Here is a 12,524-nt window from a genome sequence, read left to right as displayed (position 1 = left end):
TGCTTGGCGGGGGCGGCAGGGGCGGCGGTGGCGGCCTGGAAGCTGGGGCTGGTGCGGCCGTACCAGCTCGAACGGCTGCTCGTGCTGGCCAACCCGACGTCCGACCCGGGCGGCGTCGGCTACAACGCCGCCCAGGCCCGCATCGCGATCGGCTCCGGCGGTCTGACCGGCAAGGGGCTGTTCAACGGCGAGCAGACGGCCGGGCACTTCGTGCCGGAGCAGCACACCGACTTCATCTTCACCGTCGCCGGCGAGGAGCTCGGCTTCGCCGGGGCCGCGGCCATCGTGCTGGCCATGGGGGTGCTGCTCTGGCGCGGGCTGTCGATCGCGCGGCACAGCTCCTCACCGTACGGGACCGTGCTGGCCGGTGGCGTGGTGTCGTGGCTGGCGTTCCAGACGTTCCTGAACGTGGGCATGGCGGTGGGGTTGATGCCGATCGTGGGCGTGCCGCTGCCGTTCGTGTCGTACGGCGGCTCGGCCACGGTCGCCGGGCTGCTGGCGATCGGGCTGCTGCAGGCCGTGCACCGGACCAAGGCCATGCAGCCGTGACGGGCTTAACCCGTTGCCCCGTCGTACGGATCTTCGGCAGGCTGGCCGGCATGAACGTGTCCTATCGGCAGATCCGCGCCGCCTGCACCGAGGAATCGATCACCCTCTACCAGGCGTACGACGCCGCCATCGCCGGCCCCGCCGTGGCGGCGCAGCGGTTCGTGGCGCCGTTCAAGCGGGAGCGCATGACGTGGATCAAGCCGTCGTTCCTGTGGATGATGTACCGCTGCGGCTACGCCACCAAGCCCGGCCAGGGGCGGGTGCTGGCGATCGAGCTCAGCCGGGAGGGATTCGAGTGGGCGCTGGGGCACTCCTGTCTCAGTCATGACGATGGGCGTCCTGGGTGGGCGGAGCGGGTGCGGCGCAGCCCGGTGCGCATCCAGTGGGACCCCGAGCGCGGGCTCCGGCACGAGGCGCTGCCGCACCGGTCGATCCAGATCGGGCTGTCCGGGGATGCGGTGCGGCGCTACGTGGACGAATGGACGCTGGCGATCACCGACATCACGGACCGGGCACGCGCGGTGCACGCGGCGGTCGGGCGTGGCGCGGACGTGACCGCGCTGCTGCCCGCCGAGCGGCCCTATCCTCTCCCTGACGGCATCATCGAGACGATCGGGGCGAGCCGGGCATGAAAGTGATCCTCTTCGGGGCGACCGGCATGGTCGGGCGGGGCGTGCTGAGAGAGTGCCTGCTCGACGACCGGGTGACGGCCGTGCTCGCGGTCGGCCGCGCCCCGACGGGGATCGAGCACGGCAAGCTGCGCGAAATCACCCATGGCGACCTGCTCGATCTGACCCCGATCGAGGAGGAACTGGCCGGCTACGACGCGTGCTTCTTCTGCCTGGGCGTCTCGTCGGCTGGGATGAGCGAGAAGGACTACCGGCGCATCACGTACGACTACACGATGTCCGTGGCGAACACCCTGGCCCGGCTCAGCCCGGACTCGACATTCGTGTACGTGTCCGGCGTCGGGACCGACGCGCAGGGCCGCGCCATGTGGGCCCGGGTGAAGGGCGCGACCGAGAACGCGCTGCTGGCGCTGCCGCTCCAGGCGTACATGTTCCGGCCCGGCTACATACAGCCCATGCACGGCATCACCTCCCGCACGCGGCTCTACCGGCTGGCCTACGTCGTGGTCCGGCCGCTCTACCCGGTGCTGCGCCGGCTGTTCCCGTCGGCGGTGACCACGACGGAGCGGATCGGCCAGGCCATGATCACGGTCGCCGAGCGCGGTGCGCCCAAGCGGATCCTCGGCCCCTCGGACATCAACGCGCTCTGACCGGATGATGGAATAACCCCAGGGGCCATGGCGCTACCGTAGCCGTCAAAGATTCAACAGTCATGGATGGTGACTAAAGTGCAGTTCGGAATCTTCAGCGTGGGCGACGTGACCACGGATCCCACGACGGGCGGGACGCCGACGGAGCACGAGCGGATCAAGGCGATGGTGACGATCGCGCTCAAGGCCGAGGAGGTCGGACTCGACGTGTTCGCGACGGGCGAGCACCACAACCCGCCGTTCGTGCCGTCCTCCCCCACCACCATGCTCGGCTACATCGCCGCCAGGACCAAGCGCCTGATCCTCTCCACCGCCACCACGCTGATCACCACCAACGACCCGGTGAAGATCGCCGAGGACTTCGCCATGCTGCAGCACCTGGCGGACGGGCGGGTGGACCTCATGATGGGCCGGGGCAACACCGGGCCCGTCTACCCGTGGTTCGGCCAGGACATCAGGCAGGGCGTCCCGCTCGCCATCGAGAACTACGCGCTGCTGCACAAGCTGTGGCGCGAGGACGTGGTCGACTGGGAGGGCCGCTTCCGCACGCCGCTGCAGGGGTTCACCTCGACGCCGCGGCCGCTCGACGGGGTGCCGCCGTTCGTGTGGCACGGCTCGATCCGCACCCCTGAGATCGCCGAGCAGGCCGCGTACTACGGCGACGGCTTCTTCGCCAACAACATCTTCTGGCCGAAGGAGCACTTCATGCGCCTGATCAGCCTTTACCGCGAGCGCTACGCCCACTACGGCCACGGAACTCCGGAGCAGGCCATCGTCGGGCTCGGCGGCCAGGTGTTCATGCGCAAGAACTCCCAGGACGCGGTACGCGAGTTCCGCCCGTACTTCGACGTCGCCCCCGTGTACGGCCACGGGCCGTCGCTGGAGGAGTTCATGGCGGAGACGCCGCTCACCGTGGGCAGCCCGCAGCAGGTGATCGACCGGACGCTGCGGTTCAGGGAGCACTTCGGCGACTACCAGCGGCAGTTGTTCCTCATGGACCACGCGGGCCTGCCGCTGAAGACCGTGCTGGAGCAGCTCGACATCCTCGGCGAGGAGGTCGTGCCGGTGCTCCGGCAGGAGTTCGCCAAGGATCGGCCGGCCGAGGTGCCCGACGCGCCCACGCACGCCTCCCTGCTCGCCGCCAAGACGACCGCCACCGAGCCCGTCGAAGCCTGAAGGAGATCCCATGAAGCTCGTCGTCGTCACGGCGGGACTGACCCAGCCCTCCTCGACCCGCCTGCTCGCCGACCGCCTCGCCGAGGCCGTCAGGCGGCGGCTGGACGAGACGGACACGCGCGTGATCGAGTTGCGCGAGCTCGCCGTGGACATCGCGAACAGCTTCGTGACCGGCTTCCCGAATGCCAGGCTGCGCGAGGCGATCGAGGCGGCGACGGAGGCCGACGGGCTCATCGCGGTCACACCGATCTTCAGCGGCTCCTACAGCGGCCTGTTCAAGTCCTTCTTCGACGTGATCGACAACACCGCGCTGGCGGGCAAGCCCGTGCTGATCGCGGCGACCGGCGGGACCGCCCGCCACTCGCTGGCGCTGGAGCACGCGCTGCGGCCGCTGTTCGCGTACCTGCGGGCCGTCGTCGCACCGACGGCCGTCTACGCGGCCTCGGAGGACTGGGGCGGCGGGCACGACTCCTTCACCGACGGCCTCGGCGAGCGGATCGAGCGCGCCGCCGAGGAGCTGGCCGATCTCCTGCTGCGCCGTACGCCGCGGGCGAGGGCGGAGCCGGAGGAGGTCGTGCCGTTCGAGCAGCAACTCGCGGCACTGCGCCCGCCGGACTAGTTTCAGGAGTATGGTCCGTTAGGAACCTTTCCTAACGAATAGGAGCGTTTGTGCTGACCGCCTCCCTCCTGACCGTCGCCCTCACCGTGACCGGCGCCGCCCCGGCCGGCCTCGCCGACCCGCACAAGAAGGACATCGCCATGCGACTGGTGTCCAGCGCGGAGAACTCCTCGCTCGACTGGAAGGCCCAGTACGGCTACATCGAGGACATCAAGGACGAGCGCGGCTACACGGCCGGGATCATCGGCTTCTGCTCCGGCACCGGCGACATGCTGGAGCTGGTCGAGCTCTACACCAAGCGCAAGCCCGGCAACGTGCTGGCGAAATACCTCCCCGCGCTGCGCAAGGTGAACGGCACCGACTCCCACAAGGGCCTGGACCCCGGCTTCACCAAGGACTGGAAGACCGCCGCCAAGGATCCCGCCTTCCAGCAGGCCCAGAACGACGAGCGCGACCGCGTCTACTTCGACCCCGCCGTCGCCCAGGCCAAGAAGGACGGGCTCCGGGCGCTCGGCCAGTTCGCCTACTACGACGCGATGGTCATGCACGGGCCCGGCGGCGACCGGCTGAGCTTCGGCGGCATCAGGAAGACCGCCCTGGCCAAGGCCAAGCCGCCGGCGCGGGGCGGGAACGAGGTCACGTACCTGAACGCGTTCCTCGACGCGCGGAAGGCGGCGATGAAGGCCGAGGAGGCGCACGAGGACACGACGAGGGTGGACACGATGCAGCGCGTGTTCCTCAAGAACGGCAACCTCGACCTGAACCCGCCGCTGAAGTGGAAGGTCTACGGCGACAGCTACACGATCAAGAGCTGAGCCGCGCTCCCCCGGGCCATGGCGACCTCGCAAGGCCCGGATCGCCATAGCCGGGGGAACGTCAGCGCTTGACGGCGACCACGTTGTACGGCGTGTCCGGCGTCGGCGTGGTCGTGAAGCGGGCGTTCGGCAGGTAGAGACGATTGCCATAGGCGGCGACCGTCGTCGGGACGTCGAAGCGCGAATCGGTCAGGCGCTTGACGATCTTCCCTGCCGAGCCGTCGCCGGCGAGGGCGAGGACGGCGACCGTGTTCAGGCGGTTCTGGACGGCGTACAGGGTGCGGCCGGAGAGCAGCAGCCCGTCGCCGTTGGTCAGCGTCTCGCCGCCCAGGTCCACCTCGGTGGTGACGCCGGTGGACGGGTCGGCCTCGAACAGCTTGCCGGTGTTCGACTGCACGATCAGCAACGACTTGTGGTCGGGGCTGGGAGCGATGCCGTTGGCGTTGTTGCCGGTCGTGTACTGGATGGCGCCGCTGAGCGGGATCTTGACGGCCTCGCCGGGCAGCGCGCCGCCGCGGCCGAGCTCGAGCTTGTACAGGACGGGGTTGGCGGAGTCGGTGAAGTAGGCGGCGTTCCCGGTGAGGATGACGTCGTTGACGAACGCCGTGCCGGTGGCCAGCCGGTAGGACTTGACGACTTTCCCGGTGCGCAGGTCGATCACGCGGGCGTCGCCGCCGGTGCCCCCGGCCACGAACAGCCGGCCGCGCCCGTCGGTCTTGAGCCCGAGCGACGGCGTGCCCGGTCCCTTGCTGATGACCGATCCCTCACCGGTACGCAGGTCGGCCCGGTAGATGTCACCGGTCGCGCGGGAGCCGAAGTAGGCGTAGGGCCCGCCCCCGATCGCTATCCCCTCCGGCTGGAACCCGTTGGGCAGCGCGAACGTGTCGGGCTTCGAGGTGGCCTGCGCGGGCACGGCGCCGAGCAGGAGCACGATTAAGGCACCGAGTGCGGTCTTCAGGATCGCTGGTCTCATGCGGCCCACGATGCCCGGGGTCACGGCCCGCGGCAAAGTCCCGCTGCACGCTTCACAGGGAGTTTGCAGGAACCGCCCCACGACGCCAAGCAGCGGCGCGAGGACGACCTGGCTGGACTCCAAGACCACCCCACGCTGACGGATCTCGCGCGGTAGGTTGGGGCGCAACCACACAAACGGGGTTAGTCATGTCAAATGGTGCCCGTCATGTTCTGGGAGTGGTAGCGGGGCTGCTTCTCCCTCCGCTGATCGTCGCCGGACTGTGGTTCGGCATCGGCGAGCTCCGTCTCCAGGCTGAGGCGGCGTTCCAGATCTCCTGGCTCGCAGTGGGCCTGCTCGCCGCCTCGGGGATCGCCCTGGCCTTCCTGGCCGGGTCGCGCCTGTCACCCATCGCCTCGCTCCTCGGCGGCCTGTCGTTCACCGGCCTGGGCGTCGTGCCCCTGGTGGAGATGATGGGCGTGCGGGTGCTGCCGGAGAACCTGCTGCCCAACTCCCTGGAGAACGGCTACCTCACCCTGGGCTACACCGGAATCCAGCTGTTCCTCGGCGTGGCGCTGCTGGTCGTCTCGGCGTTCCCGTCGCGCTGGCGGGCCCGCGTCGAGCCTGCGGCCTACACCTCCGCGTACGGCCCGGCGCCGTCCCCGTATCTGCCCCAGACCGGCCCCGAGGACGCCACGCGGCCGATGTATCGCGAGTGAGCGCCTGCGTGACCTGGCAGAATGCCGCCATGCGCGACTCTAAGATCGTCGACTTCCTGGCCGAGCTGGCCGACCGGGTGCCCGCGCCCGGCGGCGGCGCCACGGCGGCCCTGCACGCGGCGCAGGCCGCCGCCCTGCTCGGCATGGTGGCCCGCTACAGCACCGGAGAGAGGTACACCGCCCACGCCGAGACCATCGTCGCCGTGATCGCCGAGACCGACAACCTGCGGACGCGGGCGCTGAGGCTGGCCGAGGAGGACGCGGCGGCGTTCACCGCTGTCACCAACGCGTACCGGCTGCCCAAGGGCGAGGAGCGCAGTGCCGCCATCGCCGCGGCCCTGGCCGGCGCGGCCGAGCCGCCCGCCCGGGTGATCGAGGCCGCCGCGCGGGTAGTCGAATTGTGCGAGCTGCTGCTGCCGATCGGCAACCGCAACGTCGTCACCGACATTGCCGCCGCGGCCGAGGCCGCGCGTGCCGCGCTCACCACCGCCAGGGTGAACGTCGAGGTCAACCTGGGCGGCGTCAAGGACGAGCGAGTACGCGAGGAGCTGAACCTCCGCATCTCCGGCGTGGACGCGGCCGCGGCCAGGGCAGACTGGGTGACCGCCGAGGTACGCGAGGAGATCAACCGTTGAAGACGCTGACCGGGAAAGACCTGGCCGCCGCCATCCGCGACCAGACGCAGGCCGAAGCGGCGGCGGGCGCGCAGCCGCGGCTGGCCGTGGTGGTGGCCACGGCAGACGAGGCGAGCCTGTGGTACGTCAGATCGATCGCCAAGGCGGCGGCCGGCGTGGACATCGCCTGCGACGTGGTCGACCTGGGGCCGGATGCCCGCCCAGAGCAGATCGGCGAGACGTTGGCCAGGCTCAGCGGCGACGCCAACGTGCACGGCGTGATGCTGCAGACCCCGCTTCCCGAGGGCGCCTCGGCGCAGCAGCTCGCCGCGGCCATCGATCCGCGCAAGGACGTCGACGGTGCCAACCCGCTCTCGCTCGGCCGGCTGGCGGCCGGGCTCCCGGCGTTCCCGCCCGCCACGGCGGCGGCCGTCATGGCGCTGCTCGACCACTACGAGGTGGAGCTGCACGGGCGGCGGGCCGTGGTCGTCGGCCGCTCGACCGTGGTCGGCAAGCCCCTCGCCCACCTGCTGCTCGACCGGCACGCCACCGTCACTGTCTGCCACTCTCGCACCCGCGACCTGGCCGCCGTCACCTCCACGGCCGAGGTGCTGGTCGCGGCCGCCGGCCGGGCGGGGCTGATCGGCGAAGGGCACGTCGCGCCGGGCACGGTCGTGATCGACGTCGGCACCAATCCGACCGATGACGGCGGGCTGACCGGCGACGTCGACTTCGACGCGGTGGCGGGCGTGGCCGGGGCGCTGACCCCGGTGCCCGGCGGCGTCGGCCCGGTGACCACCGCGCTGCTGCTGCGCCACACCGCCAGGGCGGCCAACCTGCCATGACATGCCCCGTCGTGAAGCGGTGGACCCACCTGCAGTGCGACTTCTGAGACCGCTGTGTCATGGCGTTCTCATGCCGACTTCTGAGACCGTTGTGTCATAGCGATCTCATGCCGACTTCTGAGACCGTTGTGTCATAGCGATCTCATGCCGACTTCTGAGACCGCTGTGTTATGGCGATCTCATGCCGACTTCTGAGACCGCTGATCATCGAGTGGATGCCGGAGGCCTTGATGGGTGACGTGCTGATCGTGCAGAACAGCCGGAGCGGCGGCCCGAGCCGGCTGGGCGACTGGCTCACGGACGCCGGGCTCGAGCTGGACGTCGTGCTCGCCCACGAGGGCGCCGCGCTGCCCGATCGACTCGACCACGACGCCATGATCATGCTGGGCGGCGGCTACCTGCCCAGCGAGGACGGCAAGGCCCCGTGGCTGGCGGACGCCCGGCGGCTGGTGGGGCAGGCGCTGGCGGAGGGCGTGCCGCTGTTCGGCATCTGCCTGGGCGGGCAGATGATCGCCGAGGTCGCGGGAGGGGAAGTGACCGGCGACGTGGGCGCGCCGGAGAACGGCAGCCTCCCGGTCACGATCAGGCCGGAGGCCGCCGACGACCCGCTCTTCCACGGCCTGCCAGCGGTGGTGCCCGCCGTGGAACACCACAAGGACGCGATCACCGGGCTGCCCGCGGGTGCCGTCTGGCTGGCGGAGACCGCGGCGTGCCCCTACCAGGCGTTCCGGGTGGGCGAGCGGGCGTGGGGGGTGCAGTTCCATCCCGAGGTGCTGCCCGCGCGCATCCGGGAGTGGCGCGCCAACGGCTTCGACCCCGATGAGGTGTATGCCAGGGCGGTGGCCGACGAGCCGGTGTCCACGCCGATCTGGCACGAGGTGGCCCGGCGTTTCGCCGCGCTCGTCACCGCGCACGCCGCGACCGGCCGCGGTCCCGTCAGCGCGAGTACAGGTTCCAGCCCGGCTTGAACGTCAGCGCGACTACAGGTTCCAGCCCGGCTTGAACGTCAGCGCGAGTACGAGCCCCAGCCGAGCTTGAGCGCCACCGCCAGTCCGCAGGCCGCCGCCAGGTGGCGCAGGCTGTGCCCCGGCATCCGGCGCGCGATCTTGGGCCCGACCCACCCGCCGAGCAGGAACCCGGCCGCCAGCGGCAGCGCCGCCCCCCAATCGACCGGGCCGAAGAGCGCGAACCCGAGCGCCGCCACCGCGTTCGCCAGTCCCGCCATGACGTTCTTCATCGCGTTCAGCTTGGCCGCGGAATGGTCGATCATGGCCGCGAGCACGGCGAACACGAGGATGCCTCCGGCCGCCCCGAAATACCCCACGTAGATCGTCACGACGAACAGCGCCACCTGCCCCAGCACCCCGTGCTCGCCGTGCACCCGCCCCGACGGCGGCCGGACCAGCAGCAGCGACGCCATCGCGATCAGCCAGGGCGCGATCAGCTCGAACGTGCTGGCCGGGGTCACCAGCAGCAGGAACGCTCCCGTCGCGCCGCCGACCGCGGCCACGGGGCCGAGCCTGAGCACCCGGTCACCCTCGCCGGCCAGCTCGGGCCGCGATCCGGCCGCGGCACCGATGCCGGTGAAGACGAGGGCGACGGTGTTGGTGACGTTCGCGGTCAGCGGGGGCAGGCCGAAGGCCAGCAGGGCCGGGTAGGAGATGATCGAGGCGAGGCTCACGACCGTGCTCACCACACCGGCCACGACGCCGACGCCGAGCAGGCCGAGCACTTCTCCGAAGATCACCCAGACATGTTATGAGTTGTCCCATTTGTCCATGACGTTGGGTGGCGTCAGGCGCTACGGATCCTGGCGGCCGAGTCCAGACGTGCCGGCCCCCCGCCTGCGTGCCACCAGCCCGAGCGCCAACATCGCCGCGCCCGCCCCGGCCGCGGCCCAGCGGCGCTGGCGGGCGACGCGCCGCTCCACCTGTGCGTACGGGGTCGTCGAGAACGACACGAGCTCGTAGCGCGACCTGTAGCCGGGCAGCACGCGTTCGAGCGCGTGCTCCAGGCGCTTGCCCGCCAGGAACATCCGGGAGCCGACCTTGTCACGCATCTCCACGAAGTTCTCCAGGGCCAGCCTGGCGATCACGTCGGTGTCCGTCTTGCGCCGCTCGAACAGCTCCAGCGCCCGCGGGAAGTCGTCCCCCGCCTCGTCCAGGCAGCGGTCCAGCTCGACGCAGTCCTCGAAGCCGCAGTTGGCGCCCTGGCCGTAGAAGGGGACGATGGCGTGCGCGGCGTCGCCGACCAGCCCGATCGTCATGGCGTCCGTGGTGACGTGCCAGGGCGAGCAGTGCATGGTGACCAGGTGCCCGACCGGGTTGCCCTGGTACGCCCCGACCAGATCGGGCATCAGCTCGAACGCGTCCGGATAGTGCTCGGCGAAGTACGCCCTGATCTGCTGCGGGGTGTCCAGGGCGGCGATGCTCTCGTGTGGCCAGAACAGGGTGCAGGTGAACGAGCGATCCGGGTTCGGCAGCGCGATCATCATCGACCGGCCGCGCGGCCAGATGTGCAGCGCGCCCGGATCCATGGCGAAATCGCCGTCGCGCGCCGGGATCGACAGCTCCTTGTAGCCGTAGTCCAGGTAGTCCTGGCTGAAGCTCACTCCCGGGAGCTGCTGCAGCCGCGCCCTGACCGCGCTGTACGCCCCGTCGGCGCCGATCACCACCCGCGCCTTGTCCACCGTCGTCTTCCCGAATTCGAGCCTTCCGGTGCGCTCGTCCAGCTCGGTGAGCCGGTGCCCGAACCGGACCTCCACGCCCGGCATCGCGGTCGCCGCGTCCAGGAGCTCCCTGTTGAGGTCGGCGCGGCCGATGGAGTTGATCGCGTGGGACCGGTCGGCGCTGTAGGGCTGGAAGGTGAGGGCGCCGTCGGGGGCGTGCATCATCCTGCCCGCCATGGGGAGCGCCGCGTCCAGCACCTTCTGGTCGAGCCCGAGGCGGCGCAGGGCGTCGATGCCGCGTTCGGAGATGGCCAGGTTGATCGACCGGCCGCGATCAGGTCCCTGCTCGCGGGGGTCGTCGCGGCGCTCGTACAGGGTGACGTGGTGGTGGCGGCGCGCCAGGAAGCAGGCGAGCAGGCAGCCGACGAGACCGGCACCGACGATCGTGACCTCCATCCTCCCTTGGTACGGCGCGGTGGCGGCGATGTCCAGGAGGGCTCCACACCAGCGCGCCGGTGATGCCTTCGGCGGAGGCCGCTCAGGGGTGGGGACGTTACGCCGGGTGCCTGGCCAGGTGGTCGGCGTGGCGGATGGGCTCAGGAAGGCGGTAGCGGGGGGTGAGGCGGAGGACCTGGGCCGTGGCGGTGTCCAGGGTGATGCGGTGCCCCTGGGAGACGTACACCGGTTTGACGTCGCGCTGCGTGCGCAGCGCCCGGCCCACCGTGGCGCCCTCGTGGACGATCGGCGTCCATGCCCCGCGTTCCGCCCCCGGTGGCTCGTGCGCGCCGACGAACGGCGTCTTGCCCACGCCCAGCGCCGGCAGCCCCGTCAGTACGCCGAGGTGGCACGCCAGGCCGAACCCGCGCGGGTGGGCGAGGCCGTGCCCGTCGCAGACCAGCAGGTCGGGCGTCACCGTGAGCTGTTCGAGCGCCTCCACCAGCGCGGGCAACTCGCGGAAGGCGAACAGCCCCGGCACGTACGGGAACGCCGCCTTCCCGTGCGCCACCACCTGCTCCACCACCGCCAGTGTGTCGCCGTCCAGGACGACCACCGCGGCCGTCAGCTCGTCGCCGTGGTAGTGCACGTCCAGGCCCGCCACCAAGGCGAATGCGCCGGGCCCGGTGAGTTCGACCTGTACGCGGAGCCGGTCCTGGACGGCCTCCGCCTCGGCGACGCTGGAGGGCCACGGGTGAAGCTGCTCTACCTGCACGCGGCCCAAGCTATGCCCTTCACAGCCGGCCCCGTCACGGCAGGCCCTCTCGTCGGGCACGCAAGGGTGTCACCCCGTGCGATGGCCGGCTACTCGGCAGGGTTCAGCGCCGCCAGGCCCAGACGAGGAGCCAGACGCTGAGCCCGAAGAGCGCCATGCCGAGCGGTACGTGCGCGGCCACCGCCCCGGAGCCGCCGAGCATGGACTGGACGAACCCGAGCAGGAGCACCGCCAGGCTGACCAGCGCGGGCCAGCCCGCACCGCGCCCCGGCCGCCACACGAGCACGGCCACCACGAGCTGCGCCAGGCCCAGCACGTGCACGGGGGCCGCGCCCATGCCGTGCAGGCCCGCCTCTCCCCCGCTCATGAGCTGCCCGGCCGTCACGGCCTGTACGAGCACGGCCAGCGTGTTGAGCACGGCGACGGCCTTGAACGCGGTCACGTACCCGCTCCCTCTGGCGACCTGGGTTGCCACTGGACTCTCCTTCGATCTCGGGTGAAGGCATCCAGGATCTTGCGGTCGTCCGCGACGGGCATCCGCCGCCCGTCGTCATCACCGCTACACCACAGGGCGTACGACGTGCCGTGCCGCCGGCCAGAGCGATCGTCCGGACCATCCAGGACCGTTGGGACTCCGTGTACCGAAACACTTTACATAAACCCAGTGTTACGTAATCACTACCCTGGGTAGCAAGACGAGGGTTGTTCATTACCGTTACTCAGGAGGTTCCATGCAATCCACCCCCCGCCGGATCGCCGCCGTCGCAGTCATCGCCGGTGGCCTGACCCTGTTCGCCGCGCCCACGTCCCACGCCGTCGTGGACCCCATGCAGGCCACCGCCTGCCTGACCGAATCCGCGGCCGGCATCACGTCGCTCGTCGACCCGATGGCTCCCGGCGTACCGGCCGAGGTGCCGGCCGTTCACTGCCTCACCGGGCCGTGACCCGCTCGGCCAGGGCACCGGCCTGAGCCGGCCCGCCCATCGGCCACCGGCGGGGGCCGATGGCGGCGGTCGGGAGGCGGTGCAGGTGACCGGGGTCGGGGTGCCGTTCTGGCCGTTCGAGCTGCCGAGGAAGC

The 12,524-nt window shown here is 70.9% G+C and carries 16 protein-coding genes; 11 read left to right on the top strand and 5 right to left on the bottom strand.

The annotated features are described in order from the left end of the window. The 6 genes from EJK15_RS62215 to EJK15_RS62190 form a co-directional block, all read left to right on the top strand. Nucleotides 1-549 (top strand): FtsW/RodA/SpoVE family cell cycle protein (locus EJK15_RS62215; RefSeq protein WP_171075281.1); only part of this gene is annotated, 549 nt, incomplete at its 5' end. 50 nt (nucleotides 550-599) lie between these two features. Beyond that, complete coding sequence (locus EJK15_RS62210; protein WP_138719734.1) at nucleotides 600-1,181, top strand: DUF4291 domain-containing protein; 582 nt, start codon at nucleotides 600-602, stop codon at nucleotides 1,179-1,181. After that, on the top strand, nucleotides 1,178-1,828 hold the full coding sequence (locus tag EJK15_RS62205; protein ID WP_138719733.1) for an NAD(P)H-binding protein: 651 nt from the start codon (nucleotides 1,178-1,180) through the stop codon (nucleotides 1,826-1,828). The genes EJK15_RS62210 and EJK15_RS62205 overlap by 4 nt, the downstream gene beginning before the upstream one ends. Before the next feature lie 78 nt (nucleotides 1,829-1,906). Next, entirely contained in the window at nucleotides 1,907-3,004 is a 1,098-nt protein-coding gene (locus tag EJK15_RS62200) for an LLM class flavin-dependent oxidoreductase (RefSeq protein WP_138719732.1), read from the top strand. Between the two features lie 10 nt (nucleotides 3,005-3,014). Continuing rightward, nucleotides 3,015-3,623 (top strand): FMN reductase, encoded by a 609-nt coding sequence (locus tag EJK15_RS62195; protein WP_138719731.1) that lies wholly within the window; start codon nucleotides 3,015-3,017, stop codon nucleotides 3,621-3,623. Nucleotides 3,624-3,673: 50 nt separating this feature from the next. Further along, nucleotides 3,674-4,438 carry a chitosanase gene (locus EJK15_RS62190; protein WP_276615576.1) on the top strand — a complete coding sequence of 255 codons (765 nt, stop codon included), beginning with the start codon at nucleotides 3,674-3,676 and terminating at the stop codon, nucleotides 4,436-4,438. A gap of 61 nt (nucleotides 4,439-4,499) precedes the next feature. Here the strand turns inward: EJK15_RS62190 and EJK15_RS62185 are convergent, their stop codons facing one another. Further along, complete coding sequence (locus tag EJK15_RS62185; protein WP_138719730.1) at nucleotides 4,500-5,411, bottom strand: NHL repeat-containing protein; 912 nt, start codon at nucleotides 5,409-5,411, stop codon at nucleotides 4,500-4,502. Nucleotides 5,412-5,629: 218 nt separating this feature from the next. Here EJK15_RS62185 and EJK15_RS62180 point away from each other — a divergent pair, with 218 nt between their 5' ends. From EJK15_RS62180 to EJK15_RS62165, 4 genes are all read left to right on the top strand, one after another. Next, a complete protein-coding gene (locus tag EJK15_RS62180; protein ID WP_138719729.1) occupies nucleotides 5,630-6,109 on the top strand; it encodes a hypothetical protein in 480 nt (159 codons plus the stop codon). Between the two features lie 29 nt (nucleotides 6,110-6,138). Further along, nucleotides 6,139-6,744 carry a cyclodeaminase/cyclohydrolase family protein gene (locus tag EJK15_RS62175; RefSeq protein WP_138719728.1) on the top strand — a complete coding sequence of 202 codons (606 nt, stop codon included), beginning with the start codon at nucleotides 6,139-6,141 and terminating at the stop codon, nucleotides 6,742-6,744. Further along, nucleotides 6,741-7,568 (top strand): bifunctional 5,10-methylenetetrahydrofolate dehydrogenase/5,10-methenyltetrahydrofolate cyclohydrolase, encoded by an 828-nt coding sequence (locus tag EJK15_RS62170; protein WP_138719727.1) that lies wholly within the window; start codon nucleotides 6,741-6,743, stop codon nucleotides 7,566-7,568. Before EJK15_RS62175 ends, EJK15_RS62170 begins: the two co-directional genes overlap by 4 nt. 215 nt (nucleotides 7,569-7,783) lie before the next feature. Next, nucleotides 7,784-8,536, top strand: coding sequence for a type 1 glutamine amidotransferase (locus EJK15_RS62165; protein ID WP_240777972.1), 753 nt, complete (start codon nucleotides 7,784-7,786; stop codon nucleotides 8,534-8,536). 38 nt (nucleotides 8,537-8,574) lie between these two features. Here the strand turns inward: EJK15_RS62165 and EJK15_RS62160 are convergent, their stop codons facing one another. The 4 genes from EJK15_RS62160 to EJK15_RS62145 all read right to left on the bottom strand — a co-directional run bounded on the left by EJK15_RS62160 (nucleotide 8,575) and on the right by EJK15_RS62145 (nucleotide 11,921). Further along, nucleotides 8,575-9,315 carry a sulfite exporter TauE/SafE family protein gene (locus EJK15_RS62160; RefSeq protein WP_240777971.1) on the bottom strand — a complete coding sequence of 247 codons (741 nt, stop codon included), beginning with the start codon at nucleotides 9,313-9,315 and terminating at the stop codon, nucleotides 8,575-8,577. Nucleotides 9,316-9,369: 54 nt separating this feature from the next. Then, nucleotides 9,370-10,692 carry an FAD-dependent oxidoreductase gene (locus EJK15_RS62155; RefSeq protein WP_138719726.1) on the bottom strand — a complete coding sequence of 441 codons (1,323 nt, stop codon included), beginning with the start codon at nucleotides 10,690-10,692 and terminating at the stop codon, nucleotides 9,370-9,372. 97 nt (nucleotides 10,693-10,789) lie between these two features. Beyond that, a complete protein-coding gene (locus EJK15_RS62150; protein WP_138719725.1) occupies nucleotides 10,790-11,446 on the bottom strand; it encodes an endonuclease V in 657 nt (218 codons plus the stop codon). Nucleotides 11,447-11,549: 103 nt separating this feature from the next. Beyond that, a complete protein-coding gene (locus EJK15_RS62145) occupies nucleotides 11,550-11,921 on the bottom strand; it encodes a hypothetical protein (protein WP_138719724.1) in 372 nt (123 codons plus the stop codon). Between the two features lie 256 nt (nucleotides 11,922-12,177). Between EJK15_RS62145 and EJK15_RS62140 the strand changes: the two genes are divergently transcribed. After that, nucleotides 12,178-12,390, top strand: a complete 213-nt coding sequence (locus tag EJK15_RS62140; RefSeq protein ID WP_138719723.1) for a hypothetical protein — start codon at nucleotides 12,178-12,180, stop codon at nucleotides 12,388-12,390. The last annotated feature ends 134 nt before the right edge of the window (nucleotides 12,391-12,524 follow it).

The organism is Nonomuraea basaltis (assembly GCF_005893125.1).
GTDB lineage: Bacteria > Actinomycetota > Actinomycetes > Streptosporangiales > Streptosporangiaceae > Nonomuraea > Nonomuraea basaltis.
Note: the sequence above shows the minus strand (reverse complement) of the source record. Positions and strands in the feature narration are given on the sequence as shown.

Coding starts and splice junctions, on each gene's coding strand:
- EJK15_RS62140 (WP_138719723.1), top strand. CDS start 12,178: ATGCAATCCACCCCCCGCCGGATCGCCGCCGTCGCAGTCATCGCCGGT.
- EJK15_RS62185 (WP_138719730.1), bottom strand. CDS start 5,411: ATGAGACCAGCGATCCTGAAGACCGCACTCGGTGCCTTAATCGTGCTC.
- EJK15_RS62175 (WP_138719728.1), top strand. CDS start 6,139: ATGCGCGACTCTAAGATCGTCGACTTCCTGGCCGAGCTGGCCGACCGG.
- EJK15_RS62210 (WP_138719734.1), top strand. CDS start 600: ATGAACGTGTCCTATCGGCAGATCCGCGCCGCCTGCACCGAGGAATCG.
- EJK15_RS62195 (WP_138719731.1), top strand. CDS start 3,015: ATGAAGCTCGTCGTCGTCACGGCGGGACTGACCCAGCCCTCCTCGACC.
- EJK15_RS62205 (WP_138719733.1), top strand. CDS start 1,178: ATGAAAGTGATCCTCTTCGGGGCGACCGGCATGGTCGGGCGGGGCGTG.
- EJK15_RS62155 (WP_138719726.1), bottom strand. CDS start 10,692: ATGGAGGTCACGATCGTCGGTGCCGGTCTCGTCGGCTGCCTGCTCGCC.
- EJK15_RS62165 (WP_240777972.1), top strand. CDS start 7,784: ATGCCGGAGGCCTTGATGGGTGACGTGCTGATCGTGCAGAACAGCCGG.